Origin of the sequence: uncultured Roseovarius sp. (assembly GCF_963972555.1) — a bacterium.
Lineage (GTDB): Bacteria > Pseudomonadota > Alphaproteobacteria > Rhodobacterales > Rhodobacteraceae > Roseovarius > Roseovarius mucosus.
In genome coordinates this window covers 112,538-135,641 of record NZ_CAXAUM010000001.1, presented here as the reverse complement: position 1 = coordinate 135,641, position 23,104 = coordinate 112,538, and the positions used below count along the sequence as shown (strand labels likewise).

Genomic DNA, 23,104 nt, shown 5'->3' with positions numbered 1-23,104 from the left:
CGACATGACTTCCCCTACTTTCCCGGCCCACACTTCGGGGCGCCGGTTCCACTTCCTCTTTAACCGAGCTTGGCAGGCGCTTTGGGTCCTGCCGCTGCCTGCCTGGCTGCTGTTGTTCTTTGCAGTGCCGCTTGGCTTGCTGGTGGCGATTTCATTCTGGTCCGTGGTGAACTACCGGCTGACGCCGGACGCCACGCTGTCGGCCTGGCGCTATGTTCTAGGCCTCGATTTCCTCTGGGCCAGTTTCTGGCGCAGCTACGGGCTGTCGATGGCCAGTGCGGTCGCGATTTCGCTGCTGGCCTTTCCGGCCTCCTACGCGATGGCCTTTGTCGCAGCCCCGCGCCAGCGACTGATCTTGCTGGGGTTTGCGATTGCGCCGTTTTTCACAAGCTATCTTGTCCGCATCTATTCCTGGCAGGTCTTCCTGACAGAAGGCGGCGTGATCTCCTCCCTCGTTCAGGCGTTCGGTGGCAAGGGGGAAAGCCTTCTCAACACCTATTTCGCGCTGTTTATCGGCCATGCGACGCTCGCGCTGCCGGTGGTCCTGATCCTGCAGACCATCGCCCTTTCCAATGTGGACCGGACCGGGATTTCAGCTGCCGCGAACCTCGGCGCGCGTCCCGGAGCGATCCTGTTCCGGGTGATCCTGCCCGCTGCCCGCCCCGGCCTGACGCTCGGGCTGCTGTTTGCGTTCCTGCTGTCATATGCGGAATTCGTCAGCGCCTCCTATCTGGGCGGCGGCACCTTCCAAACCCTGCCGATCCTCGTGACGGACCTTGTTCGGGCCGGTCAGCAATGGCCGCGTGCCGCCGTGGTGTCGCTGTTGATGATCGCCAGCCTGCTGGTCACCGCCTTTGTAACCGTCCTCTGGGCCTACCGCGAGAAGGGATAAGACATGCCTCCGCATCTGAAACACGCCTTGCCAAAAGCATTCTGGGTTGCCGGACTCGCATTGGTTTTCCTGCTGCTCTACGCACCGATCCTGTCGGCGGTCCTGTTTTCCTTCAGCGCCGACCGCTTTCCAAGCCTCAACATGTCCGGGTTCAGCACCAAATGGTATATGCAGGTCCTGACCGACCGCGCCATGCTAGAGGCCCTCAGCAACAGCCTGACGGTTGCGGGTATCACCGCGCTGATCGCCACAGCCCTGGGATTTGCCGCTGCCTATGCGGATTATCGTTTCCGATTCTTTGGCCAGAAAGCCGTGCTGGCGCTGGCCTTGCTGCCGCCGACGGTGCCGCTGGTCATCCTAGGTCTGGCGATGCTGGCTTTCTTCTCCCGCATCGGCATTGCTGGCACGCTTGCGGCCGTGGTTGCTGCGCATGTCGTAATCGCCGCGCCCTTTGCGATGGCGGTCTGCCGTCTGCGGCTGGCGCAACTGGATGAGACGCTGGAAACCGCAGCCCAGAACCTCGGTGCGCTGCCGCATTCCGCGCTCGGCCGTATCGTGCTGCCGCATACGTCGCCCGCCATCCTCGCCGCCTTCCTGATCACCTTTGCCGTGTCATTCGACGAGTATGTGATCTCTTGGTTCACGGGTGGCCTGAACCAGACCATTCCCGTTGCAGTTCTGACCACGCTTCAGGGGCAGGTCGACCCGACCATCCACGTCATCGGCACATTGAGTTTTTCCGTCACGCTGACGCTGGTTCTGATCGCGCTTGCCGTGGTCCTGAGCCAGAGCGGCGGCGCCATGTCCAAGGAGGAGACATCATGACCAACACACATCTGAAAATGGACGGGCTAGCCAAGTCCTATGGTAACTTCATCGCCGTAGAAGAGTTTTCGCTGGATATTTCCGAAGGGGAGTTCATCGCAATCATGGGGCCGTCCGGCTGTGGCAAGACCACGAGCTTGCGCATGCTTGCCGGTCTTGAAACCGCAGACCGCGGTGAGATCACCCTTGCGGGCAACCGGATTGACCAACTGCCGGTCTGGGAACGGGAAACCCCCATGGTCTGGCAAAGCCTGGCGCTGTTCCCCTTCATGACCGTGCGGGAAAACGTCGAGTTCGGACTAAAGATGCGCGGCGTTGCGGGGGCAGAGCGCCGACGCCGGGCCGACGACTGGCTGGAGCGGTTGGGCATTTCCACCTACGCAGACCGCAATGTCGCGCGTCTGTCAGGTGGTCAGCGCCAGCGCGTTGCTCTCGCCCGCAGCCTGGTGCTGGAACCCAAAGTGCTGCTCTTGGACGAGCCGCTTTCGGCTCTGGACGCCCATATGGCCATTAAGATGCAGGGCGAACTGAAGAAGCTCCAGCGCGAGCTCGGCATCACCTTTGTCTATGTCACCCACAGCCATTCAGAGGCCTTTTCGCTCGCCGACCGGGTTGTCATCATGAACGCCGGCAGGGTGGAGCAAATTGGCAGCCCGCAGGACATCTTCCTGCGACCCCGCAGCAAATTTGTTGCGCAGTTTGTCGGTGGGATCAGCCTGCTGGAAGGAAAGGTTTTGGGCAGGGGGGACACCAAGCGCTTTCTGGACACACGCGACGGCAAAGTCCGGCTTTCCCACAGCAGCGGGTTGGCCGAAGGCGCAGCCGCAGATCTGGCTGTACGGGCGGACAGGATCTCCGTGACGGTTGAGCCGGGCTGGGGCGAAAACGAAATCGCCTGCACTCTGATCTCTGAGGAGTTTGCCGGAGCGGTTGTCAATTTGCATCTTGAAACCGCGTCAGGTCATAACCTCGTGGCACAGCTCCAACAGCGCGATCTGGAGCAGTTGGACGCAAGCATCGGCACACGGGTCTATGCGTCTTGGCACTCCGACGACGGCTTTCTTCTGGAGAGTGCGCAACAATCGGGGTTGGGCACCAAGGCGAGGGCTGCATGAGGTCTGTTCTCGACAGTACCGTGGACGCTCTGCGTCGAGCCGGGCGGGAAGGGGAGGTTTTTCTGTCCCTGTTGCCGGACCGTGCCCGCGTGGAAGCGCGTCAAAGCGATGATCGCACCGAAAGATTGGGCCCCCTCGATGGGAGCACGGTCTCTTGGAAGGATATGATTGCGATCAAGGGAGTCACCACGCGTGCGGGCTCTGTGCACCGGCACGCGGAGGCGCCCGCGTTGGCGGATGCAGAGGTTGTAGAACGGGCCAGCAAGGCCGGTTTGGTAAGCATCGGCGTCACCAATCAATCGGAACTGGCGTTTTCCGGGATCGGTTATAATCCCCACTATGGAACACCGATGACAGAGGGGCGGGTACCGGGCGGCTCGTCCTCGGGGGCAGCGGCCTCTGTGTCGCGTGGGATCACCCGCCTGGCCGTCGGTACGGATACTGCTGGCTCTTGCCGGGTGCCTGCGGCGTTTCAGGGTGTGGTGGGCTTTCGGCCCACGCGCGGACGGTATCCGATGAGCGGTGTGATGCCCCTCGCGCCCAGCTACGACACGGTTGGAAGTTTTGCCCGTACGGTTGCCGATATCATGGAACTGGATGCCATTCTGTCAGGCGATGCAGCCAGCGCGAATGCGATCGGCCGTCTTTCGGTTGCCATCGGCGTGCTCGAGGTGGGCGGTGTTGCCGCGCCCGTATTCCAGCGTTGCAAGGAGGCGGTGACAGTTCTCGAACAGGCGGGTTTCCTGATGGAACGCACCAGACAGTCGCCTTTGGATGAGGCGCTGGCGCTGATCCGCGCGGGCGGCTGGCCGGGTGCCATGGAGGCGGTCGAAACCTACCGGCACCTGCTCGAAACCGAGAACGCTCATCACCTTGATCCCTTTATCGCGGCGCGGCTGCGTGCGTCGGCCTGCCTAGCCCCGGACAAGATCGCGCGCGTCAAACAGGGCGCCAGAGCGTTGCGCGAAACCGTCCGAACCTCTGATACCATCTACCTCCTGCCGACGGTTGCCATCGAAGCCCCGCAGCTGGCACCGCTGCTGGAAGATCCTGAAACCTTTGCCGCAACGAATACTGCGGCTCTACGCCTGACCATGCCAGCGAGCCTGCTGGATTTGCCTGCCATTTCTCTACCAGCCGGGAAAACGGACTCGGGCTGCTGGGTAGGATTGCAGTTGGTCGGTTCGCCAAACAGTGACCGCACCCTGCTTGCTACTGCGGCAATGGTCGAAACGCTGCTAAAGCGAAAGGAGCCTCTGACATGATCCGCAATCCGATCCGATGGCCGAACAAGGCCCGCTGCGCCTGTGCGATCACGTTTGACGTGGATGCCGACAGCCTGATCCACATCGCCCGTCCGTATGATGGGCACCGCCGCCTCTATCCGATCAGCATGGGCCGCTATGGCCCGAATTCCGGTGTGCCGCGTATTCTTGAAACCTACCGGAGATTGGAGCTCAAACAGTCCTTCTTCATGCCCGGCTGGGTGATGGAACAATACCCCGAAATGGTCGAGGCGATCCTCGCCGGCGGGCATGAGATCGGTCACCATGGGTATCTGCACGAAGACCCCGCCGAACAGAGCGCCGAGGAACAGACCCATTGGTTTGAGCGGGCGCTTGAAGTTCACCTGCAGATGACCGGCAGTACCCCGCGCGGCTATCGCGCCCCGGTCTATAATGTCACCCCCGAGGTGCTGTCGCTCGCGGTGAAGCACGGGTTGACCTATGAAAGCTCGATGATGGCGGACGATCTACCCTATCGGATCGACACCGCATCCGGGTCTCTTTTCGAATTGCCGGTGCATTGGGGCAGCGATGATTGGCCGCCTTTCGCTCATTTTGACGAGATCGGCTACAAGATGCCGGTGATGTCGCCGCACCGCGGATTGGAGGCCTCATTTGAGGAGTTTGAGGCGCAGTACGAGGCTGGCGGGCTCTGGATCGGGATATGGCACCCGTTCCTGACCGGGCGGTTGGCCCGCTGGCGGGTTGTCGAGCGGTGGCTCGAAGAGGTGCTGTCGCGAGGCGATGTCTGGTTTGCACCGCTGGAAGAAATCGCCGCCTACGCCGCAAGCCAGGAGGCCGAAGGGGCCTGGCAGCCGCATCGTGAGCCCGCAGCGCCCTACACGCATCCCGTCCTGATGGAGAAATAAACATGGATACCCTCAACACCCCCTTTGATGCCGCACGGCCCGATGGTGAAAACCCGAGCGCATATCAGACGCTTGCAGAGGATGGCCGCCTAAGCCCCAATGCCCCCTACACCATTCCTGCCCGTCAGGGCCGGGCGATGCGCGTGAAAAAGGGGGAACTGCTGTCGGTTATCAACCGCGACGGCAGCCAGATCGGCGATTTCTGGGCTTTTGCCGAAGGTGACTGCAACGAATATCTGTCGATGGAGCACCTGCGTCCGACGCTGCAGCGTGTCTCGCCGCGCCCCGGCGATGCGCTGGTGACCAACCGGCGGCGCCCTATTCTGACACTGCTTGAGGACACCTCGCCCGGCGTTCACGACACGCTTGTCGCGTCCTGCGATATTCACCGGTATGCCCAACTTGGACATCACGGTTATCATGACAATTGCGCCGACAACCTGCGCATGGCGCTGGGGGCAATCGGCTTGCGTCCGGGATCAGTACCTTGCCCGCTGAACCTCTGGATGAACACGCCTGTCATCGAAGGGGGCGCGATGGAGTGGCGGCCCCCTGTCTCGACCAAAGGGGATCATGTGCTGTTTCGCGCTGAAATGGATGCTGTGGTGGTGATTTCCTGCTGCCCGATGGACCTGCTGCCGATCAATGGCACAGACGCGCAGCCGCAGGCGCTGGAAGTCCTGCTACACCGGGGGGTCGAGTGAACCCGACTGCAAAACGAATTGGCGGCGCGGATTTCGATCCGCGCCACTTAGCTTTGCCGTTTCAAAGATTTGTTTCAGGCCGCTTGCGCCGCCCCACCGGCCAGTTTCACGGCCAGGTTGCTGGTGCGGGCCACTGCCGCTTCAACCGACGCCTCGTGGCGCGCGTCTTTGAATTCCTGATATTCGATCGTGATCGTCTCGATATCCGCCTGAGCAACGCCGAAGTAATGCGCACAAGCCGCCAGAGCCGGGTCAAGCGCGTTAAGATGGGCACGCACACCACCTGGGGCAAATCCGAATTCACCACGCGACGACAGCACCACCAGCCGTTTTCCCGACAAGATCGGCTCGATCGGTGTGTCGCCGCGGGCAAGGTCAAAAGAAAAGGTCCGACCGATCCGTGCGATGTGGTCGATCCAGCCTTTGAGGGCGGTCGGCATTCCATAGTTGTACATCGGCGCGCCCAGGACGACGATATCCGCCGCGATCACCTCATCGACCAACTCGTCGGACAGCGCCAGACGCTCGTGCATCCAAGGTTCGCGCTCTTCTGGCGGGGTGAAGGCCGCGTGAATGAATTTATGGTCGATCGCAGGAATCGGGTTCAATCCGACATCCCGGGTGATCACTTTCGTGTCCGGTGCTTGAGCCAGAAAGTTTTGCGTGAACAGTCCGGTCAGATGACGTGTGAGGGAGCGTTCTTCGAGCTGAGCGCTTGCATCGATTCGCAACAGAGTGGGCATAGGCAATCTCCTGAGTTTATGCATTGCGCATTGTGCCTACCAAGCGGCCGCCCCTCTGGCGAAGGCGAATTTTTCATGGACAGGATGAATGAAATTCACCTTGGCGCTACCCCGAACTGAAAGGATTGAACCGATGCGGCGCCTGCCTCCACTCCACGCGCTACGCGCTTTTGAAGCCGCCGCCCGGCATCTGCACTTCGCCCGAGCCGCGGCCGAGCTTCACCTTACGCCAACCGCGATCAGCCACCAGATCCGCCAGTTGGAAGAGATCCTCGAGGTGAAACTCTTCCACCGCTATCCGCGCCCGATCCGACTGTCGGCAGAAGGCGCGGCATTGTACCCGGTGCTGCGCGAGAGTTTCGACCGCATGAGCAGCGCCATCGCAGGGATTTCGCAACTGGATACGGACAGCCCGCTGACGGTTTCCGTCACGGTGGCCTTCGCAAGCCTCTGGCTGATGCGGCGCCTGCCCGCATTGCGTAGTCAGACCGGGCTGAACCTGAAGGTCGAGGCCGACAACCAGCCGGTAGACCTGTCCGCTAGCGGTGTCGACTTTGCGGTTCGCTACGCAGTCCAGGCGCAGCCCGAAGATTGTTGGCTGCCGCTGTTCGAAGACAGCCTGATCCCGCTCTGCGCGCCGGAACTGCTGCGCCGGACTCCGATCAAAGATGATGCCGGTATTTTGGGCCTGCCGCTGATCCAGTACCGCTGGAATTGCGGCGCGGAAGCGTCGCCTAGCTGGCAGCGCTGGTCTCACGCAGCCGGGCTCGGGGATGCGGTGCCAGAGGTCACACAGCACTTTTCCGAGGAAATCAATGCCATTGACTCGGCGCTTGCAGGTCAGGGCGTGGTACTGGCGTCTAGCGTGTTGGCTGGTGCCGCTGTTGCCGCCGGGCACCTCGTGTGCCTGTCTGACGCGGTTTTGCCCGGCAGAACTTTTTGGGCGGTGAGCCGCAGCGATCATCCGCGTTTTGCCGAAGTGGAGCGCTTTGCTTCATGGGCGCGTGCTTTCGGATAGGGGGGCAAACCTATTGTTCCAGTCGTCCGATCACGCAGCCGCGCCCAAAATATCCGGGTCTCTCTTTCTGAGTGTGTAAAGCGTGCCGCTGTTGCGGTAAACCAGCTGCATCCGAGACCGCCAAACAGCGGCACTCGGATGAAACGGGCCTTCGGTTGCCGTCGTTGCTGTGTGCGAAGCGACAGAGACTATCCCGTTGATCCTGTTTCAGGCGGTCGCAGCCTTAACTCCCCGGCCTGATTGCCAGCGATGCGCGGCCTCTGCGACACGGCGGCCAAGGTATTCGGCGGTTCTGAGGTCCGAGCCCGACGGTGCAACTTCGGGCGGAACATCAGCATCTGCTTGCGACATCGCGCCCAAGAACCCGCCGAGGCGATTCAGATCCTCGGGCGAGCCTGTGCTGGTGTTGTTCCCTGGCGGCAGCCCCAGCCCGACCCAGACCATACCGTGCTGCATTGCGAAATGGTTGATCTGTTGAAGTGTCGCCAGTTTGTCGCCGCTCATGCCGGCCGAATTGGTGAACCCGGCGGCCAGCTTGTTGGCCCATCGACCTTCGAGCCACCGGCCCGACGTTTCGTCCAGAAAGGATTTGAATTGCGCGGATGCACTTCCGAAATATGTCGGTGCGCCGAAGACGATAGCGTCGGCCGCGTCAAAAATCTCCCAATGCGTCGCGCACTCTTCGACCGGGATCAGTGTGACGTCTGCACCGGCAACTTCGCTTGCGCCGCGGAAAACCGCTTGGGCCTGAACTGCGGTGTGGCCGTATCCACTGTGGTAGACGATTGCTATCTTCACCATTTCTTTCTCCTTGTGAGTTGCGTCGACCTCGCGGGCCGGGTTGCTGTTACAAGCGACACCAGGTTCTTGGAGAAGAGCTTTGTCCAAACCCCTGTTGCGATGTCTTGCTCGGAGATATCGATGAGGAGCGCAAGTTGATAATATCGAGTTTTCATGATTATGATCTACAAAACAGATCACCTGAGCCGCCATATGACATTGGATCAACTCGTAGCCCTAGACGCGATCGTTGCCTCCGGAACCTTCCGCGGGGCGGCTGATCGGCTGAACAAGGCGCAGTCCGCTGTCAGCCATCAAATCAAAAAGCTTGAGGACGAACTGGGTTTCGATCTCTTCTTGCGCGATTCCTACAGACCAAGGTTATCCCCGGAAGGCGAGGTTTTCTTTCGCGAAGTGACGCGGGTTCTAGAGCAAGTTCATGGATTGAAAACTGTGGCAGCCGGACTCCGGAGTGAGCAGGAGCCAATGATTTCGATCGCGATGACAGCAACAATGCCTCTCGATCCGATCCTGAGCATTTTGGGAGATGTCGGGCGCGCCTTTCCCGGAACACATGTCAAGCTGGTGACCGAAATGATGGGCGGTCCGTTGGCGCGCCTCATGAAGGGTGAAGCCGACCTGATCATTGCGGGGCTTGATGGCGTGCCGATCGACGAAGTCGAAACGCTCCCGGTTGGCACGATCACGATACGACCCGTGGCCAGCCCCGGGTTTCCAGCAGCTTACCGGCCAGGCGTCAGGTCGCGGCGCGAGATGCAGGGCTACACTCAAGTCATCGTTTCGGGAACGGGCGGAAAGGATTACGACCAAAGTCGTGACTTGCTCTCTGGCGGGCAGCGATGGACCGTTTCGGATTTTGAGGCCAAGAAATCAATTATCAAGGCAGGCTTGGGGTGGGGTGGAATTCCAGAACACCTGATGGCCGAAGAGTTGGCGTCAGGCGAGCTCGTCCCCCTCGCCGTCGAGGGCTACCCTCCACGCCGCACGGAGATATTCGCAATCAGACGCCGGGATCGCCCGATGGGAAAAGTCATGTCGAGCATCTGGGAAAGATTTTCGGAAATGCCACGTTGAGGTGAAAAGCCGTTGGCCGCGTGTGACGCGGTTACTGAAGCTGAGCGGGTGGGTTTGTCGTCGGTGCCCGCGACTTTACGCGCATACGGGCGGTCACGCGGGTATTGTCGGACCGCAGTCCCGAAACTGGCCCTTGTCGGCACCTGACACACTTGATGACGCACTGCGGACGTGACGCGGACAACATGATCTTTTTTCATGATCACAATCATGAAAACTCGATATTATCATTTGAGGATCTTTGTTGCTAGGTCTGCGCAAGACACTAGAACGGAGCGTTTGATGAAACTGTATTCCAAATCTTGGACCCGGGGCATTGCCGATCACAGCAAGCCGCGCGATCTCGGCCCTCGACCTATGGCGAAGGCTAACTTTGTGACGGGAAGTCTTGCGCGATGACTGGATCGAATGAAACCGAAGTTCGCGAACTCATGAAGCTCTACTTCGATGGTCTCTATCACTCAAACAGCACGGTTTTGCGATCCGTCTTTCACACGGATCTCACCTATGTGAACGGGACTGCTGATACTTACGAGCATATGGGGCTTGAAGACTACATGGCGCGGATCGATGCTCGGACGCCACCAGCCTCACGCGGCGACGCCAGAGAAGAGATCGTCGAACGGATCGAGTTCAAGGGAGATCGCATCGGCATTGTCGAGGCTCGCATGACGATGATGGGCCGCAACTACCAAGACTTGCTGACGATCATCAATACGGATGAAGGGTGGCGCGTGCTCACTAAGGTTTTCTCATTCGTTGCGCGAAAGGACTGAACGAATGCCCTACGTAAACATCAAGGTAACGCAAGAAGGTGGCCCGACAGGAACGGGCCCTTCGACGGAAGAAAAGCGACAGCTCGTCGCCGGAGTCACGGATCTGCTGTTTAAAGTTCTGGGCAAGACCCCGGCCACCACGTTTGTTGTCATCGATGAAGTTCCACTCGAGAATTGGGGCTTAGAGGGTCGGCAAGTCAGCACCATTCGCGCGGAACGGACCTGACCACCCGGATCCCATGCAATCATCCAATGGCGACGGTGCGGTTGCAGGCGCCCCGGCAGGAAAGGCTTGTCCGATGTCAGGAATTCTTTGGGTCATTTCAAGGCCGCCCGCCGATCGGAACACTGCCGTCTCGACGCAACGCGCGGGCTATCCGCCCTGCAAGGGGCGTGACAGGCAAACGGCCCGCCAAAGAAGTGCAACGGCAGCGGGCTATGCCTGGATGTCGCTCGCCGTGTTGATCTGGGCGAGTTGGCTGGTGCTGACCTCTGCCGGCCGCACGACGTCTCTTTCGGTCTTGGATCTTGCCGGATTTCGCGCCGTCATCCCGACGGTGGTGCTGGGCCCTTTGCTTTGGCGCCACCGTCGCATTGTTGCCCGACTGGGCGCAGCACGATGCTTGCTGCTGTCCGTCTACGGGGCACCCTTCACATTGCTCGTGGGCCACGGATTGGGCTTTGCGCCGGTGGCCCACGCGGGTGCCATGGTTCCTGGCTTGATGCCTGTTTTTGCCGTTGCTTTGGCCTGTCTGTTCCTGGGCCAGAGGTTGAGCAAAGGCGATGCTGTTGCCCTCATGCTCATCATTTCCGGCGCAGTGACAATCCTTCTGCGCGGCTCGGATCAGTTGGCCGTGCTAGATGTGCGGTTTGGACACCTTCTCTTCTTGTTGGGTGCGCTCTGTTGGGCCTGTTTCACCGTAACGATCCGAGCCTTCGAAATCCCTGCGTTCCTAGCGACCGCCATAGTGGGCGCTGTATCGACAATTTGGCTGTTGCCACTTTGGATCGTTTCCGATCTGTCCAACATTGCCGCGGCGCAATGGTCCGACATTGCCTTTCAGGCCGTCTTTCAGGGCATCATTTCGGGCGTGATTTCAATATATGCTTTCGGCCGGGCGCTTCGTCTCATCGGTGGGCAGGCGTCCGGACTGTCTGCCCTGACACCCGGCGTCGCGGCCGTACTGGCTGTGCCGGTCCTTGGCCAAGTTCCTCAAGTGTCGGACGCCCTCGCCCTTGGGGTCGTCGTGATGGGTTTGTTTATCTGGAACATTGGCCCGAAGCTTTCCTGAGCGGCACTCGAAAAACACGACACAGAGCGTTACGCGCACCTATCGAAGGCAGAATGCAAAGCAAGTTTGACAAGAGATGTGGCGATCTCTTCATGAAAACGCACTTGCCATGTCGAAACACGAACCGTTCTAGGCTCAGGGCGTTCCCATTGCCGGTCGGCAGTCGACCTCTTCAAATTGAAGAAGTCTCGATACCGCTGCGGGGAGGCGCATCCGTCTTGCAGCAGGACAGCAGTCTTTGCCAACGCGACCATTGGAGACAACGCCAAGACTTCGAGCACTGATCTGGTTTTCGGTTGAACCCGAAGTGCTGCTCGAATGAACCCTTTGGCCATGCCAAGAGCTTGCGTGTTGTCTCCAATGTTGTTGCGAAACGCTGCTATGCCCAGAAATTCTGGCGAACTTTGGCCTGTCGCGGCCCGGCCGGCGTCTCGACGGTCAGTTCGGTGCCGTCGTTCCAATGGGTCATGCGCACCATGCCGATGGCGACATTCGTCTTGAAATCCGGCGACCAGGCGGCCGAGGAGATGCGGCCGACCGTTTTCGCCCCGTGCTTCAGCGGCCACCAGCGGTCGCATCCGGGTACGGCAGGGCCGTCGATCTCCAGCGCACGGATCTGCTTGACCGGGCCTTCCTTGGCGACGCGCAGCAAGGCATCGCGGCCGATACAGCCAATGGCGGTCTGGGTGTTGCAGAACTTTCCGAGCCCGCATTCGTGCGGCGTGTTGTCGTCGGTCATGTCGTTTCCGTAGGATAGCAAACCACCCTCGATCCGTTCGATCAGGTTGGGGCAGCCGGCATGAACGTCCATCGACTTGCCGGCCTCCATCAGGGCGTTCCAAAGCGGCATGCCAAGGTCTTCACCCTCGACGTAGATCTCGAAACCGCCCTGTTTCGAGTAGCCCGATCGCGCAACAACCATGTCGTGCCCCTGGAAATCCAGATGTGCGAAACGGAAGAAGCGGACGTCGCGCACCGCATCGCCAAAGACTGCCGCCATCAGGTCATCAGCGCGCGGGCCCTGCACGGCGAGAGGTGACACGTCGGGTTCGTCCACCAGCACGTCAAGGCGATAGCCATAGGCCAGTCCCTTGATCCAATATAGCAGATCGCTGTCAGCGATGGAGATCCACCAGCGGTCCTCGGCCAGCTTGACCGCAACGGGGTCGTTCAACATGCCGCCGGTTTCGTCGACGATGGGCACATAATAGCACTGGCCGGGCAGCATTGACCGCAGGTCGCGCGGGGTTAGCAGTTGCATTAGACGCCCGGCATCGGGGCCGCGCAATTCGACCTGGCGTTCGCAGGCGACGTCCCAAACCTGCACAGCCTGCTTGAGGTGGTGGTAATCCTCCTCCACCGAACGAAAGACCGTCGGCAGCAGCATATGGTTGTAGACGGTATAGGCCTTTACTCCGGCGGCCTCGACGCCGTCGGAAAAGGGGGTGCGCCGCAGTCGGCGTGAGGGGGAGATCAGGGCCATTCCAGGTTACTCTAGGCTTTTGGCGCGATTGCGAAGCTGGAACTTCTGGATCTTGCCGGTTGATGTTTTGGGGAGGGTTTCGAAAATGATAGACTTGGGGGCTTTGAAGCCAGCCAGATTGGCCCGGCAGAAGGCGATGAGTTCGTCCGAAGTGGCCTGTACCCCGTCACGCAATTCCACAAAGGCGCAGGGGACCTCGCCCCATTTTTCATGCGGCATGGCGACCACGGCGGCAGCCTGAACGGCGTCGTGGCGATAAAGCACGGCCTCAACCTCGACCGAGGAAATGTTTTCCCCGCCCGAGATGATTACGTCCTTCAGGCGGTCGCGGATCTGGATATAGGCGTTTGCATGAACGACAGCGCCATCGCCGGACCAGAACCAGCCATCTGCAAATGCCGCTGCGGTGGCCTCGGCGTCCTTGTAGTAGCCCGCCATGACCGTATTGCCGCGAATGGCGATTTCACCTTGGGTGGTGCCGTCGCGCGGAACGGGCGCGCCGCTTGCGCGGTCGATTACGGTGACCTCTTCGACCATGGGAAAGGCAATACCCTGTTGCGCCTGCAATTCGGATTGTTCCGCAGGAGTCAGGTCGTCCCAGTCCTCTTGCCATAGACACTGCGAGATATGGCCGTAGGTTTCCGTCAGGCCATAGACCTGCATGACGTCGAACCCCATGGCTCGGGTCTTTTCCAGCACCGAAGGTGGCGGCGGTGCGCCTGCGGTCAGAACGCGGATCGCGGGATCAAAGGGCTTGGCGTTGCTTTCGGCCTCGGCAAGCATCTGCAAGACGATAGGGGCTGCGCCGAAATGGGTCACGCGATGGGTGCGGATCGCGGCAAGGATGCGGTCTGCTGCCGGAACGCGGGTGAAGACCATCGTTCCCCCGAGCATCGCCATCAGCCAAGGATGCCCCCAACCGTTGCAGTGGAACATGGGCACGACCGAAAGGTAGATCGGATAAGGTGGCATCTGCCACGCGGTTCCGGTGCCAAGCGCCATCAGGTAGGCCCCGCGGTGGTGATAGACGACACCTTTGGGCCGCCCGGAGGTGCCGGACGTGTAATTCAGCGCAATCGCATTCCATTCATCATCCGGCAGGACAACCGGCAAGGGCTCGTTTGCCAGCAGGCTGTCATAGGTCGGGCCGCCAAGGGTTTCGCCGGGCGCATTCGGATCGGTGATCTCGACCACGGGCAGCGTGCGGCCAAGACGGTCAAAGGCCTGTGACAGCAGCGGCACCAGTTCCCGGTCGACAACCACCAGCCTGGTATCCGCGTGATCCAGGATATAGGCGATGGTTTCGGGCTCCAGCCGGGTGTTGAGCGTGTTCAGCACCGCGCCTGTCAGAGGGAGCGCGAAATGCAGCTCGAACAGTTCGGGAATGTTCGGGCTGAGCACCGAGACGGTATCGCCCGGCGCAACGCCAAGCCCCATGAGCCCTGCCGCCACCGCACGAATGCGGTCACAGGTTTCGGCCCAGCTGCGCCGGATGTCACCATAGATCAGCGCCGTGCGCGCGGCATGCAGGCTTTCGGCGCGGCGCAGGAAGGACAGGGGCGACAAGGGCATATGGTTGGCCTCTGTCTTTTGAAGAGCCTCGAAATGTTGACGCATCCCGGATCCGCCTGGCTTAATCGATGGGCCGCACGCGGGCGGCGGTCTTGTTTGCGAAGGCTTCAAGACGTTCGCGCGCGGCGGGCTGGGTGTTGACGATGCCGCCCACGAAGGCCTCGGCATAGGCGGCGTCCATGCCGGACATATTGTTCATGTGGCTGACGGCCGAACAGATCGCGAAGTTCGTCAGCGGCAGGTTCTGCGCGACCTTGTCCGCCAGTTCCATCGCCTTGGCAAAGCTGCCGCCCGGTTCGGTGATGTATTGCGCCAGACCCAGATCGACGGCCTGTTGGCCCTGATAGACACGGCCCGTGAGGATCATGTCGATCATGCGATATTTGCCGATCATGTCAGACACCCGGATCGTCGCGCCGCCACCGGTAAAGATCCCGCGTTGGCCTTCGGGCAGAGCGAAATAGGTGCCGGGGTCGATCACGCGCACATGGGCGGCGCTGGCCAGTTCCAGCCCGCCCCCGACAACCGCGCCCTTTAGCGCGGCAATGATCGGAACGCCGCCATATTCCATCTTGTTGAAGGCTTCGTGCCAGCGCAGGCAGACGTGCATGAAGTCATCGGCGCTGCGGTCGGCCTTCCAATGTTCGACGAGATCGAGACCGGCGCAGAAGTGATCGCCCGCGCCTTCGAGCAATACCGCCCTGACGCCCGCCATGCGCGCGCCGCTGAAGAAGCGGATCAGCTCCTCAATGGTGAGCACATCGAGCGCGTTGCGTTTGTCAGGGCGGTTCAGCGTCACCACATAGAGGCCATTGTCACGCGCGGAAATCGCGAGGCGTTCGTAGGTGTCGGGGTTCACGACGTCATTCATGGGTTAGGTCCTTTCGATGGATCAATCGGGGAAGGCCGCGTCCAGCAGGCTTTGTGCGCCGTGCAGGATGCGGGCTTGTTCGGTGGCGCATTCGGGCAGGATGTGCTGGGCATAGAACAGCGCGGTGGCGATCTTCTGGGTCAGAAACGCAGTGTCCTGTCCCGCGTCGCGCGCGGTTTGCGCCGCCAGCGCCCCCTTGGCCAGCATCCAGCCCGCCGCCAGTGTGCCGGAAAGCATCAGGAAGGGGACAGAGCCCGCAAAGGCCGCGTCGATATCCTTGCGGCTGTTTTCCAGCATCCAGTCCAGGGCAGCTTCGAAAGCGCCGCGCGCCTGCGCGAGACGTGTGCCGATCGCCTGGGCCGATGCGTCGCCGCTTGCCAGCCTTGCTTCGGTTTCCGCAATTCGGGCGGCGAACAGGCGGGCGATTGCCCCCCCGTCTCGCATCACCTTGCGCCCCAGCAGGTCATTTGCCTGAATGGCTGTGGTGCCCTCGTAAATCGGCAGGATGCGAGCGTCGCGGTAGTGCTGTGCTGCGCCGGTTTCTTCGATGAAGCCCATGCCGCCATGGATTTGTATGCCCAACGATGCGACTTCGACCGCGCGTTCGGTGCAAAAGCCCTTGACCAGCGGGACCATGAATTCGGCCTCTGCGATGGTCTCGGGATCACCCCTGTGGTGCGCCATGTCCAACAGCCCCGCAGTCGCAGCAGCCATCGCCCGTCCGCCTTCGGTCAGGCTGCGCATCCGCATCAACATGCGGCGCACGTCAGGGTGTTCGATGATCGGCACGGCGTGCTTGCTCTGACCATTCACAGGGCGGCTCTGCACGCGGTCGCGCGCGTAGGCCAAAGCCCGCTGATAAGACCTCTCGGAGAGCGCAATCCCCTGCACACCCACCGAGAACCGCGCGGCGTTCATCATGATGAACATGTGTTCCAGCCCGCTATTTTCCTCGCCGATCAGGAATCCGGTGGCATCGTCGTATTCCAGCACAGCCGTCGGGCTGGCGCGCACGCCCAGTTTGTGTTCGATGCTCACACAGTTGACCGCGTTCTCGGCCCCCGGCGTACCGTCCGGTTCCACCAGTTTCTGCGGCACGATGAAAAGGCTCAACCCCTTCGGCCCGGATGGCGCATCAGGTGTGCGCGCCAACACGAGGTGAATGATGTTCTCGGTCAGATCATGGGCGCCATAGGTGATGAAAATCTTGGTGCCAGAGATGCCATAGGTGCCGTCGGCGCGCCGCACCGCCTTTGTTGCCACCCGGCCCAGATCGCTGCCCGCCTGCGGTTCGGTCAGGTTCATCGTGCCGGACCAGCGCCCTTCGATCAGCGGCCCAAGATAGGTGGCTTTCTGCTCGTCCGAACCGGTCAGCAGCAGCGCCTCGATCGCCCCGTCGGTCAGCAGCGGACAAAGACCAAAGCTCATGTCGGCGGCATTTAGCATCTCTTTCGCCGCCGCGCCCACGGCACGCGGCAGCCCGATGCCGCCATATTCCGCCGGATGTGTCAGCGCCTGCCAGCCCATTTCGATAAACCGTGCATAGGCCTGCGCGTCACCTTCGGGCATGGTCACACGGCCATTCTCAAACCGGGCACCCAAGGTGTCGCCTATATGAGACAATGGCACGATCTGTTCGGCGCAAAACCGGGCATAGCTTTCCAGTGCGGCACCAATATCCGACAGCTCGCAGTCAGAATACGCGTCCATAGCGGACACCCTTTCCCAATGGGACAGGTGTTCGATACAGAACATCAAATCTTGCACGGGCGGCAGATAGGACATTCGAGGCTCTCCACGGTAACTATTGCTTCCTGTCATTTAACTGGTGAATAACTTGCCAATAAGCTCATTTTATGCCAAAATCATATCAGATCACGCCATCAGAGCCCCCATGACCAGTCATGATCCTATCTCTCTGACGACAGTTTCGGCGGGGTTCATCCAGGACTGGCTCGACGCGCTGAAGTCTCGATGCACACCGCAGGCGATGGCCTCTCTGCTAGAGCGCTCGGGTCTGCAAACCATCCCCATGGTGCCTACGCAGCGCGTGACGCTCAAGGAAATCGCCACCCTTTACCAGCTGGCCGCGGCGGAGACCGGTGATGAAATGATGGGGCTCTGGAGCCGCCCGATCCGCCCTCGCGCTTTGCAGCATCTTTTGACCGTGCAGCGTGAGGCGAGCAGCCTGGTCTCAGCGCTGTTTCGGTTCTCGACGTTCTGGAACCTGCTCCTGGATGATTTTCGCCTGGAATTGCGGAACAGCTATGAGGAGGTGGAGCTGTCATTGATCCCTTGCTCCCCGGACACCGAGCCTCAGCGATTTGGTCACATGCTGATCCTCAAATTGGCGCATGGGCTTCTGTCTTGGCTGGGCGGGTCGGAAACCTCGGTGAAAGAGATACGCTTTGCCTTTGCCCGTCCGCATTTCGCGGCCGACTACGCGGTGGTTTTTCCCTGCCCGGTCGCGTTCGGCGCACAGCATACCAGCATCCTATTCGATCCGCGCCACTTTGACCGTCCGATCACCCGCAGCCCGGCCGAAGCATCCGTGTTTCTACAACGGGCGCCGCTTGACTGGATTTTCACCAGCTCGCGCGCCCACACGAATAGCCTTCGCGTCCGCGCCTTTCTTTACGGAGCGACATGGCAGAGCTGCCAACTCCCGGATGCGGCCCACGCCCTGAAGATGACGCCCCGAACGTTGAACCGCCGCCTGAAGGAGGAAGGAACATCCTTTCAGGACATAAAGGACGCTCTGCGCCGCGACATCGCTATCCGCGCGCTTCAGCAAGGGACGGACAGTATCGAACAGATCGCCTTTGACACCGGCTTTTCCGCACCGTCGAACTTCCACCGGGCCTTTCACAAGTGGACCAATCGGACGCCCGGATCTTACCGATTGTAACTTCGGGTTCGAACATTGACATCTCTTCACGGGTGATCTGATCCAGCACTTTTGCCACTGCGTCTATATGGCTGGCGCAGCGAAGCTCGCTTGGTTCGGCAAAGCGGCTCTTGGGGCTTTGTGCCGCGAGCGACCGCGTTCTGCCCCTACCTCTCCACCTGTGCCACGATCCTCAACCCGATCTCGGGGCCGACGAGGGTGGCATAGCCGCTTGCGCCGAAGCTGTGGCGGTTGAGGGTGCCGGTGAGGAGGATTGTGAGGTGGGAGAGGTCCTTGGGGTCGGTTTCGGCTTGGCGGTAGAGGCCGGCGGTGAGGGTGACGGGGTGGGTGACGCCGCGCACGGTCAAGAGGCCGGTGATCCGGGCCTCTTGCAGGGTGCCGGTGATCGCGGTCGAGCGGAAGGTGATGGCTGGATGGCGGGCTGCGTCGAGCAATTCGCTGCCCTTCATCGCCTCTGCGGCGAAGGGAAACCCGGCGCGGACTCCGGTCGCGTTGAGGGTCACATCAATCCGGCTGGCGCTGAGGTTGCCCAGATCAATCCGCATATCCGCCGCTGTGATCGGCATGGTGCCGCGATTGTCGCCGATGGGGAAGTCATAGGTGAAGCCCACGGTGGAGCGGGCCGTGTCGAGGCGGTAAGCCTCTGGTGCGGCGGTGGCCTGCGTGGTGATCAGGCAGAAGGCGAGGGCGATGCGGCGGATCATGAGAAAGAATACGCGCGCTGTGGGCAAACGGATGTCACGTTTGCTTGAGCGCCCATGCGCCGGGTTGGCCGGTAAGATGCCATTCGGCGGGGGGGGCTGTGCGGGCGCGGCGGCGGGTGAGGTGCCAGCGGTCGATCTGTGGGTCATGCGCCGGGGCCATGTGCCAGCGGGTTTCCACGCCGGGTGCGCCACCATCGCCCGGTGTGAGGATCAGGCCCAAGGGGCGGTGAGGACCGCGCGCCGCGCCTTCTTCGGCGGCGAGATGCAGGCGGCGGACCGGGGTGAGGGCGGGCGGTTCTGGCAGGTCGGCGATGATGAGCGGGGCGGCCCCGCTGCGCAGGGCCTCTTCCATGCACCACAAGAGATCCTCGCGCCGCTCAGGTGTGATGAAGATGAGGGATTCCGGGCCATTCTCGGCCCCGGTGAGGGGGCAGATGCCATCGGGGTTGAGGCGGTCGCGCGCCCAAGCGGGGGCGATCCAGAGCACGGGACCGCGCAGGGCCCCGATGAGGAGCAGCGCAAAACTGTGGCGGGCGGGGCCGGTGCATTCATGCAGGCGGGTGAGGGCCAAGTCGAGCGCGCCCAGCAGGCGCAGGGCAGGGCGGTGGCTGTCGCGGCTGAGAAGCGGAATCGTCATGGGGACAGGATAGCGTGTTCGCTAAATGTTCTCAATCGGGCTGTGCACGGCCATGATACAGACCAGCATCTGTCTCGCGCGCGGCATCAACCTTTCTTGCAGGCAAAGCCGCCTAGTGCAGGATCTCTTCCTCGCGCACGAACATATTGGCCCATGCACGTTCGATGAGTTCGGGGGTCATCTGATAGGGGATGCCCTCAAAGTTGCAGATCGAGATCATCTGGTCGATCAGAAAGACCGGCTGATAATTGGCATAGACATTGTCGATCGTGGGGTATTTTTCCTTGATCAGGTAGATCAGCGCGGCCTCGTCGAGCGGCATGCCCTTCTTGCGGGCGACCATGGCGAAGATCTTGAGGAAGTCGGATTGGCAGGGGCCGTCGATCTTGATCTTGTAGAAAATCCGGCGCAGCGCGGCCTTGTCGAAGATCGAGTTGGGGTGAAAGTTGGTCGAGAAAATCACCAGCGTATCGAACGGCACCTCGAATTTCTCACCCGATTGCAGGGCGAGAATATCCTTGGCCTCTTCCAGGGGCACGATCCAGCGGTTGACGAGGGCCTGCGGCGGTTCGGCCTGACGGCCAAGGTCGTCGACGATAAAGATGCCGCCGGTGGATTTGAGTTGCAGCGGCGCCTGATAGGTGCGCGCGGTGGGGTTATAGACGAGATCAAGCATCGACAGGCTAAGTTCGCCGCCGGTGATCACGGTCGGGCGTTCGCAGCGGACATAGCGCGTATCAAAGGTGCGTTTGCGGCGCAGGGAATTGGGATCGTCAATCTCGACCTCGGCCGATGAATGGACGATGGGATCGTAGACGGTGATGACCTGACCGGAATATTCGATGGCGCGGGGCACGTAGATCTTGTCGCCCATGGCATCGCGAATGCCATTGGAGATCGAGGATTTGCCGTTGCCGGGCGGGCCATACATCAGGATCGAACGGCCAGCGCTGACTGCGGGACCGAGGTGATCGAGCAGGGCATTGGGCAGGATCAGGTGACCCATGGCATTGGTCAGTTGCTCGCGCGTGACCTGAATGTTGCGGATCGACTGACGCTTGACCTGTTCGCGGTAAACCGAGAGGGGCACGGGCATGGCCCCGAAATATTCCGATTGGCTGAGCGCGTCGAGGGCGCGGGATTTGCCGGCATCGGTCAGTTGATAGCCCATTTCGCCGCCGGAATTGGCGTTGAGTGTGCCGGTGGCCTCGATCAGTTTCTGGCTGCGGGCCATGTCGATCAGTTCTTGCGTGACGGCGCGCGGCAGGCAGATCGCCTCGGCGATGTCGGTGGCAAGGTCGAGGTTTTTGCGGAACATGGTCTTGAGCAGGATGTCCCGCATCATCACGACCGGCAATTGCATTTCCTCCAGCCGGGACGGGGGCGGGGGCGGCTGAACGCCGGTGCTGGCCTGCATGTTCATCTGGTCTGCCTGTGCTGGGTCGGATTGCATTACCGACACCGTCGCATCAAAAGGTGCAGAAATTGTGGAGAGTGTCGGGCAGCTCTGCGGCGCTTTGCATGGCGGACTGGGCGAAATCTCGAACCGAACAAGTCACGCCGCTTTTTCTGAAATCGTTTCAGGCCCCGTAGAGCGCGCCCAAGCTCAGGTAGATCGCGAGCGTGCCGCCCAAGGCCAGACCCATGGGGAATTTCTTGCCGGTGTGCCAGCTTTGCCAGTCGGGGGCGAGGCGGCGCAGCGGGCTATACATGATCGCCCGATGCGTCACGAATGCCCCAAGCAGGGTGGCGGCGAAGATGAAGGCGAGAGTGGCGGCATCGCCAAGCGCCACAAAGGGGGCGGCGGCGGCGATGAACTTGGCATCCCCCGCGCCCATCAGCCGGACGGCGTTCATCGCGATGCCCGCCACCAGCATCACCGCCAGATGCGAGAGCCGCCAAGCGTAATCCACGAGCGGCAGGGTCAAAAGCCCGACCACGAGGAAAATCCCCACCAGCGTCAGGACGGCGGTGTTGGGGATCTTCATGCGGCGCAGATCGCTGAGCGCAACCCAGGCGCAGACCGGCAGGACGAACGGTAGGAACCAGAGGGCCGAATGCGCGGTAATCTCAAGCGACATCTGGCGGTCCTAGCCCGATACTTTGGTTTCGAGAGCGCGCAGCGAGCGCACGGCATCTTCGAAATGCTGGGGATGAGTTTCCACGGCATCGCGCAACAGCCCTTCGCCAATCGCGGTATCGCCCTGTTTGATGGCCGAGAGGCCGAGGGTATACAGCAATTGCGCGCGTTCGGTCTGGCTGACCGGCAGGACGGGCAGGGAATAGTTGCGCTGCGCGCCACGGGCGAGAACAAGGTTGTTCTTGGCGGTGAAGAGGGCCGGATCCTGGCGGACGGCATCGGTAAAGAGCCGCTCTGCGCCGGGATAATCGCCGCGCGTCAGCTTGGAGTAGCCCCAGTTGTTCATCACGCTGGCAGGCTGGGTCGTAAGGCCAACGGCAATCTCATAAAAGCTGTCGGCCTTTTTCCAGTCCTGCTTGCTGTCGGCGACCATGGCTTCGAGCCGGTAGCGTTTGAAGGTTTCATGGGTGGGGGGGATGCTGTCGAGGGTCGTCTTGGCGCGGTCCCATTCGTTGTTGCGGATCAGGGCATCGGCCAGATCGACGCGATCTTCGTCGGTGGCATCCTTGTGTTCAGTGATGCGCGTCCAGATCGACACGGCCTCGGTGTTGCGTTTGGCGCGCACGAGAGATTTTCCCAAGCCGCGCAAGAGGTCGATACGTTCAGGCTTTTCGCCCACGGCGCGCTGGAAATAGGCGACCGCCTCGTTCGGGTCGCTGGCGGTCAGCATCACGTCGTTGAGGTTGGTTTCGTCCACGACATTGATGTCTTGGAACGCGCGGTCTACGTCATTTCCGCTGGACTGCTCACAGGCGGACAAGGCAAATGCCCCTGCCACGCACAAGGAAACAAGAATAGGGTGGCGCATTTTTGCGTCCTTTTACTGCCTCGGCCTCGTCATGGTATCTTGCGGACCAGATAGTCGCCACTGCCCCGCCGCACCAGTTTGTAATCTTGCTCTTCTACATCACCATAATCAGAATTTTCCGATTTTGCGAGTGCTAAGCGCAAATTGTCGCGAATTGCGTCACTTTCGCCATTGTCCAGCGCATAGGCGCGGCGCAGCATCTGTTCGGCCTCTGGGTAATTTCCCTTTTCGACCAGCACGACCCCGAGGTTGTTCCAGGTTTCGGGGGTGGCGTCGGGTTGTTCGATAGCCTCACGCAGGAGACGTTCGGCGGTGCCAAGACGCCCCAGAGCAAGATTGGCGCTGCCCAATCCCGCCAGCACATCGGCGGTCATGCCGTGGGTGACAGCGGCACGGGTATAGGCCTTGTGTGCCAGTTCATATTCGCCCGCATCCATGAGGCGATGCCCGACCAGAAGGCCATCGACGGCCTCAGCGCCAGGGGCCACGCCGGGGGCATAGGGCCCCTTGGGCGTGGCGGGGGCAAGGCAGCCTGCAAGCGTCAGTGTGCCTACCAGAAAAACCGCCACCCGCCTTAACATGTCGC

The 23,104-nt window shown here is 61.1% G+C and carries 24 protein-coding genes; 12 read left to right on the top strand and 12 right to left on the bottom strand.

The features are described from left to right. Nucleotides 1–4 precede the first annotated feature (4 nt). Genes AACZ65_RS00710 through AACZ65_RS00685 form a run of 6 tightly spaced genes read left to right on the top strand, consistent with a single transcriptional unit; the run spans nt 5 to nt 5,691 of the window. On the top strand, nt 5–892 hold the full coding sequence (locus tag AACZ65_RS00710) for an ABC transporter permease (RefSeq protein ID WP_037272155.1): 888 nt from the start codon (nt 5–7) through the stop codon (nt 890–892). 3 nt (nt 893–895) lie between these two features. Then, nucleotides 896–1,717, top strand: a complete 822-nt coding sequence (locus AACZ65_RS00705; RefSeq protein ID WP_339667451.1) for an ABC transporter permease — start codon at nt 896–898, stop codon at nt 1,715–1,717. Beyond that, nucleotides 1,714–2,832: an ABC transporter ATP-binding protein gene (locus AACZ65_RS00700; RefSeq protein WP_339667450.1), complete on the top strand. Its 1,119-nt coding sequence runs from the start codon at nt 1,714–1,716 to the stop codon at nt 2,830–2,832. Before AACZ65_RS00705 ends, AACZ65_RS00700 begins: the two co-directional genes overlap by 4 nt. Beyond that, a complete protein-coding gene (locus AACZ65_RS00695; protein WP_339667449.1) occupies nt 2,829–4,097 on the top strand; it encodes an amidase family protein in 1,269 nt (422 codons plus the stop codon). The genes AACZ65_RS00700 and AACZ65_RS00695 overlap by 4 nt, the downstream gene beginning before the upstream one ends. Then, nucleotides 4,094–4,987: a polysaccharide deacetylase gene (locus AACZ65_RS00690; RefSeq protein WP_339667448.1), complete on the top strand. Its 894-nt coding sequence runs from the start codon at nt 4,094–4,096 to the stop codon at nt 4,985–4,987. Before AACZ65_RS00695 ends, AACZ65_RS00690 begins: the two co-directional genes overlap by 4 nt. Before the next feature lie 2 nt (nt 4,988–4,989). Continuing rightward, on the top strand, nt 4,990–5,691 hold the full coding sequence (locus AACZ65_RS00685) for an urea carboxylase-associated family protein (RefSeq protein WP_339667447.1): 702 nt from the start codon (nt 4,990–4,992) through the stop codon (nt 5,689–5,691). Nucleotides 5,692–5,765: 74 nt separating this feature from the next. Here AACZ65_RS00685 and AACZ65_RS00680 read toward each other — a convergent pair whose 3' ends face one another. After that, nucleotides 5,766–6,434 carry an NAD(P)H-dependent oxidoreductase gene (locus AACZ65_RS00680; RefSeq protein ID WP_339667446.1) on the bottom strand — a complete coding sequence of 223 codons (669 nt, stop codon included), beginning with the start codon at nt 6,432–6,434 and terminating at the stop codon, nt 5,766–5,768. 88 nt (nt 6,435–6,522) lie between these two features. Between AACZ65_RS00680 and AACZ65_RS00675 the strand changes: the two genes are divergently transcribed. Beyond that, the gene (locus tag AACZ65_RS00675) at nt 6,523–7,452 is read left to right on the top strand and encodes a LysR substrate-binding domain-containing protein (protein WP_339667445.1); all 930 of its coding nucleotides are present in this window, start codon (nt 6,523–6,525) and stop codon (nt 7,450–7,452) included. Between the two features lie 207 nt (nt 7,453–7,659). Here the strand turns inward: AACZ65_RS00675 and AACZ65_RS00670 are convergent, their stop codons facing one another. Beyond that, nucleotides 7,660–8,340: a flavodoxin family protein gene (locus AACZ65_RS00670; RefSeq protein ID WP_339667444.1), complete on the bottom strand. Its 681-nt coding sequence runs from the start codon at nt 8,338–8,340 to the stop codon at nt 7,660–7,662. A 72-nt stretch (nt 8,341–8,412) separates the two neighbouring features. Here AACZ65_RS00670 and AACZ65_RS00665 point away from each other — a divergent pair, with 72 nt between their 5' ends. From AACZ65_RS00665 to AACZ65_RS00650, 4 genes are all read left to right on the top strand, one after another. Beyond that, a complete protein-coding gene (locus tag AACZ65_RS00665) occupies nt 8,413–9,327 on the top strand; it encodes a LysR family transcriptional regulator (protein ID WP_339667443.1) in 915 nt (304 codons plus the stop codon). A gap of 395 nt (nt 9,328–9,722) precedes the next feature. Continuing rightward, nucleotides 9,723–10,103: a nuclear transport factor 2 family protein gene (locus AACZ65_RS00660; RefSeq protein WP_037272185.1), complete on the top strand. Its 381-nt coding sequence runs from the start codon at nt 9,723–9,725 to the stop codon at nt 10,101–10,103. A 4-nt stretch (nt 10,104–10,107) separates the two neighbouring features. After that, nucleotides 10,108–10,329 carry a 4-oxalocrotonate tautomerase family protein gene (locus tag AACZ65_RS00655; protein WP_037272188.1) on the top strand — a complete coding sequence of 74 codons (222 nt, stop codon included), beginning with the start codon at nt 10,108–10,110 and terminating at the stop codon, nt 10,327–10,329. A 73-nt stretch (nt 10,330–10,402) separates the two neighbouring features. After that, nucleotides 10,403–11,395 (top strand): DMT family transporter, encoded by a 993-nt coding sequence (locus AACZ65_RS00650; RefSeq protein ID WP_339667442.1) that lies wholly within the window; start codon nt 10,403–10,405, stop codon nt 11,393–11,395. Nucleotides 11,396–11,774: 379 nt separating this feature from the next. Here the strand turns inward: AACZ65_RS00650 and AACZ65_RS00645 are convergent, their stop codons facing one another. From AACZ65_RS00645 to AACZ65_RS00630, 4 genes are read right to left on the bottom strand one after another with little or no spacing between them, the layout of a single operon-like run. Then, nucleotides 11,775–12,878 carry a dimethylsulfoniopropionate demethylase gene (locus AACZ65_RS00645; protein ID WP_339667441.1) on the bottom strand — a complete coding sequence of 368 codons (1,104 nt, stop codon included), beginning with the start codon at nt 12,876–12,878 and terminating at the stop codon, nt 11,775–11,777. A gap of 6 nt (nt 12,879–12,884) precedes the next feature. Next, nucleotides 12,885–14,495, bottom strand: coding sequence for an AMP-binding protein (locus AACZ65_RS00640; protein ID WP_339667440.1), 1,611 nt, complete (start codon nt 14,493–14,495; stop codon nt 12,885–12,887). 16 nt (nt 14,496–14,511) lie between these two features. After that, nucleotides 14,512–15,321, bottom strand: coding sequence for a methylthioacryloyl-CoA hydratase (gene dmdD / locus AACZ65_RS00635; RefSeq protein WP_339667439.1), 810 nt, complete (start codon nt 15,319–15,321; stop codon nt 14,512–14,514). A 21-nt stretch (nt 15,322–15,342) separates the two neighbouring features. Then, nucleotides 15,343–17,031 carry an acyl-CoA dehydrogenase gene (locus AACZ65_RS00630; RefSeq protein ID WP_339667438.1) on the bottom strand — a complete coding sequence of 563 codons (1,689 nt, stop codon included), beginning with the start codon at nt 17,029–17,031 and terminating at the stop codon, nt 15,343–15,345. A gap of 184 nt (nt 17,032–17,215) precedes the next feature. On the opposite strand from AACZ65_RS00630, the gene AACZ65_RS00625 reads away from it, so the two are divergent. Beyond that, complete coding sequence (locus AACZ65_RS00625) at nt 17,216–18,229, top strand: AraC family transcriptional regulator ligand-binding domain-containing protein (RefSeq protein ID WP_339667437.1); 1,014 nt, start codon at nt 17,216–17,218, stop codon at nt 18,227–18,229. A 146-nt stretch (nt 18,230–18,375) separates the two neighbouring features. On the opposite strand, the gene AACZ65_RS00620 is transcribed toward AACZ65_RS00625, so the two are convergent. From AACZ65_RS00620 to AACZ65_RS00595, 6 genes are all read right to left on the bottom strand, one after another. Then, complete coding sequence (locus AACZ65_RS00620) at nt 18,376–18,933, bottom strand: YceI family protein (protein ID WP_339667436.1); 558 nt, start codon at nt 18,931–18,933, stop codon at nt 18,376–18,378. 34 nt (nt 18,934–18,967) lie between these two features. Continuing rightward, nucleotides 18,968–19,570: a hypothetical protein gene (locus AACZ65_RS00615; RefSeq protein WP_037272207.1), complete on the bottom strand. Its 603-nt coding sequence runs from the start codon at nt 19,568–19,570 to the stop codon at nt 18,968–18,970. Between the two features lie 112 nt (nt 19,571–19,682). Beyond that, entirely contained in the window at nt 19,683–20,993 is a 1,311-nt protein-coding gene (locus AACZ65_RS00610; protein ID WP_339667628.1) for an ATPase, read from the bottom strand. A 157-nt stretch (nt 20,994–21,150) separates the two neighbouring features. Next, nucleotides 21,151–21,651 (bottom strand): prepilin peptidase, encoded by a 501-nt coding sequence (locus AACZ65_RS00605; RefSeq protein WP_339667435.1) that lies wholly within the window; start codon nt 21,649–21,651, stop codon nt 21,151–21,153. 9 nt (nt 21,652–21,660) lie between these two features. Then, nucleotides 21,661–22,518, bottom strand: a complete 858-nt coding sequence (locus AACZ65_RS00600) for a tetratricopeptide repeat protein (protein ID WP_037272211.1) — start codon at nt 22,516–22,518, stop codon at nt 21,661–21,663. Between the two features lie 29 nt (nt 22,519–22,547). Next, a complete protein-coding gene (locus AACZ65_RS00595) occupies nt 22,548–23,099 on the bottom strand; it encodes a tetratricopeptide repeat protein (protein WP_037272213.1) in 552 nt (183 codons plus the stop codon). Nucleotides 23,100–23,104 lie beyond the last annotated feature (5 nt).

Excerpts from the sequence above, each read along its gene's own strand:
- AACZ65_RS00710 (WP_037272155.1), top strand. The coding sequence starts at position 5 with ATGACTTCCCCTACTTTCCCGGCCCACACTTCGGGGCGCCGGTTCCAC.
- AACZ65_RS00705 (WP_339667451.1), top strand. The coding sequence starts at position 896 with ATGCCTCCGCATCTGAAACACGCCTTGCCAAAAGCATTCTGGGTTGCC.
- AACZ65_RS00700 (WP_339667450.1), top strand. The coding sequence starts at position 1,714 with ATGACCAACACACATCTGAAAATGGACGGGCTAGCCAAGTCCTATGGT.
- AACZ65_RS00695 (WP_339667449.1), top strand. The coding sequence starts at position 2,829 with ATGAGGTCTGTTCTCGACAGTACCGTGGACGCTCTGCGTCGAGCCGGG.
- AACZ65_RS00690 (WP_339667448.1), top strand. The coding sequence starts at position 4,094 with ATGATCCGCAATCCGATCCGATGGCCGAACAAGGCCCGCTGCGCCTGT.
- AACZ65_RS00685 (WP_339667447.1), top strand. The coding sequence starts at position 4,990 with ATGGATACCCTCAACACCCCCTTTGATGCCGCACGGCCCGATGGTGAA.
- AACZ65_RS00680 (WP_339667446.1), bottom strand. The coding sequence starts at position 6,434 with ATGCCCACTCTGTTGCGAATCGATGCAAGCGCTCAGCTCGAAGAACGC.
- AACZ65_RS00675 (WP_339667445.1), top strand. The coding sequence starts at position 6,523 with ATGAAATTCACCTTGGCGCTACCCCGAACTGAAAGGATTGAACCGATG.
- AACZ65_RS00665 (WP_339667443.1), top strand. The coding sequence starts at position 8,413 with ATGATCTACAAAACAGATCACCTGAGCCGCCATATGACATTGGATCAA.
- AACZ65_RS00660 (WP_037272185.1), top strand. The coding sequence starts at position 9,723 with ATGACTGGATCGAATGAAACCGAAGTTCGCGAACTCATGAAGCTCTAC.
- AACZ65_RS00655 (WP_037272188.1), top strand. The coding sequence starts at position 10,108 with ATGCCCTACGTAAACATCAAGGTAACGCAAGAAGGTGGCCCGACAGGA.
- AACZ65_RS00650 (WP_339667442.1), top strand. The coding sequence starts at position 10,403 with ATGTCAGGAATTCTTTGGGTCATTTCAAGGCCGCCCGCCGATCGGAAC.
- AACZ65_RS00645 (WP_339667441.1), bottom strand. The coding sequence starts at position 12,878 with ATGGCCCTGATCTCCCCCTCACGCCGACTGCGGCGCACCCCCTTTTCC.
- AACZ65_RS00640 (WP_339667440.1), bottom strand. The coding sequence starts at position 14,495 with ATGCGTCAACATTTCGAGGCTCTTCAAAAGACAGAGGCCAACCATATG.
- dmdD (WP_339667439.1), bottom strand. The coding sequence starts at position 15,321 with ATGAATGACGTCGTGAACCCCGACACCTACGAACGCCTCGCGATTTCC.
- AACZ65_RS00630 (WP_339667438.1), bottom strand. The coding sequence starts at position 17,031 with ATGGACGCGTATTCTGACTGCGAGCTGTCGGATATTGGTGCCGCACTG.
- AACZ65_RS00625 (WP_339667437.1), top strand. The coding sequence starts at position 17,216 with ATGACCAGTCATGATCCTATCTCTCTGACGACAGTTTCGGCGGGGTTC.
- AACZ65_RS00620 (WP_339667436.1), bottom strand. The coding sequence starts at position 18,933 with ATGATCCGCCGCATCGCCCTCGCCTTCTGCCTGATCACCACGCAGGCC.
- AACZ65_RS00615 (WP_037272207.1), bottom strand. The coding sequence starts at position 19,570 with ATGACGATTCCGCTTCTCAGCCGCGACAGCCACCGCCCTGCCCTGCGC.
- AACZ65_RS00610 (WP_339667628.1), bottom strand. The coding sequence starts at position 20,993 with ATGAACATGCAGGCCAGCACCGGCGTTCAGCCGCCCCCGCCCCCGTCC.
- AACZ65_RS00605 (WP_339667435.1), bottom strand. The coding sequence starts at position 21,651 with ATGTCGCTTGAGATTACCGCGCATTCGGCCCTCTGGTTCCTACCGTTC.
- AACZ65_RS00600 (WP_037272211.1), bottom strand. The coding sequence starts at position 22,518 with ATGCGCCACCCTATTCTTGTTTCCTTGTGCGTGGCAGGGGCATTTGCC.
- AACZ65_RS00595 (WP_037272213.1), bottom strand. The coding sequence starts at position 23,099 with ATGTTAAGGCGGGTGGCGGTTTTTCTGGTAGGCACACTGACGCTTGCA.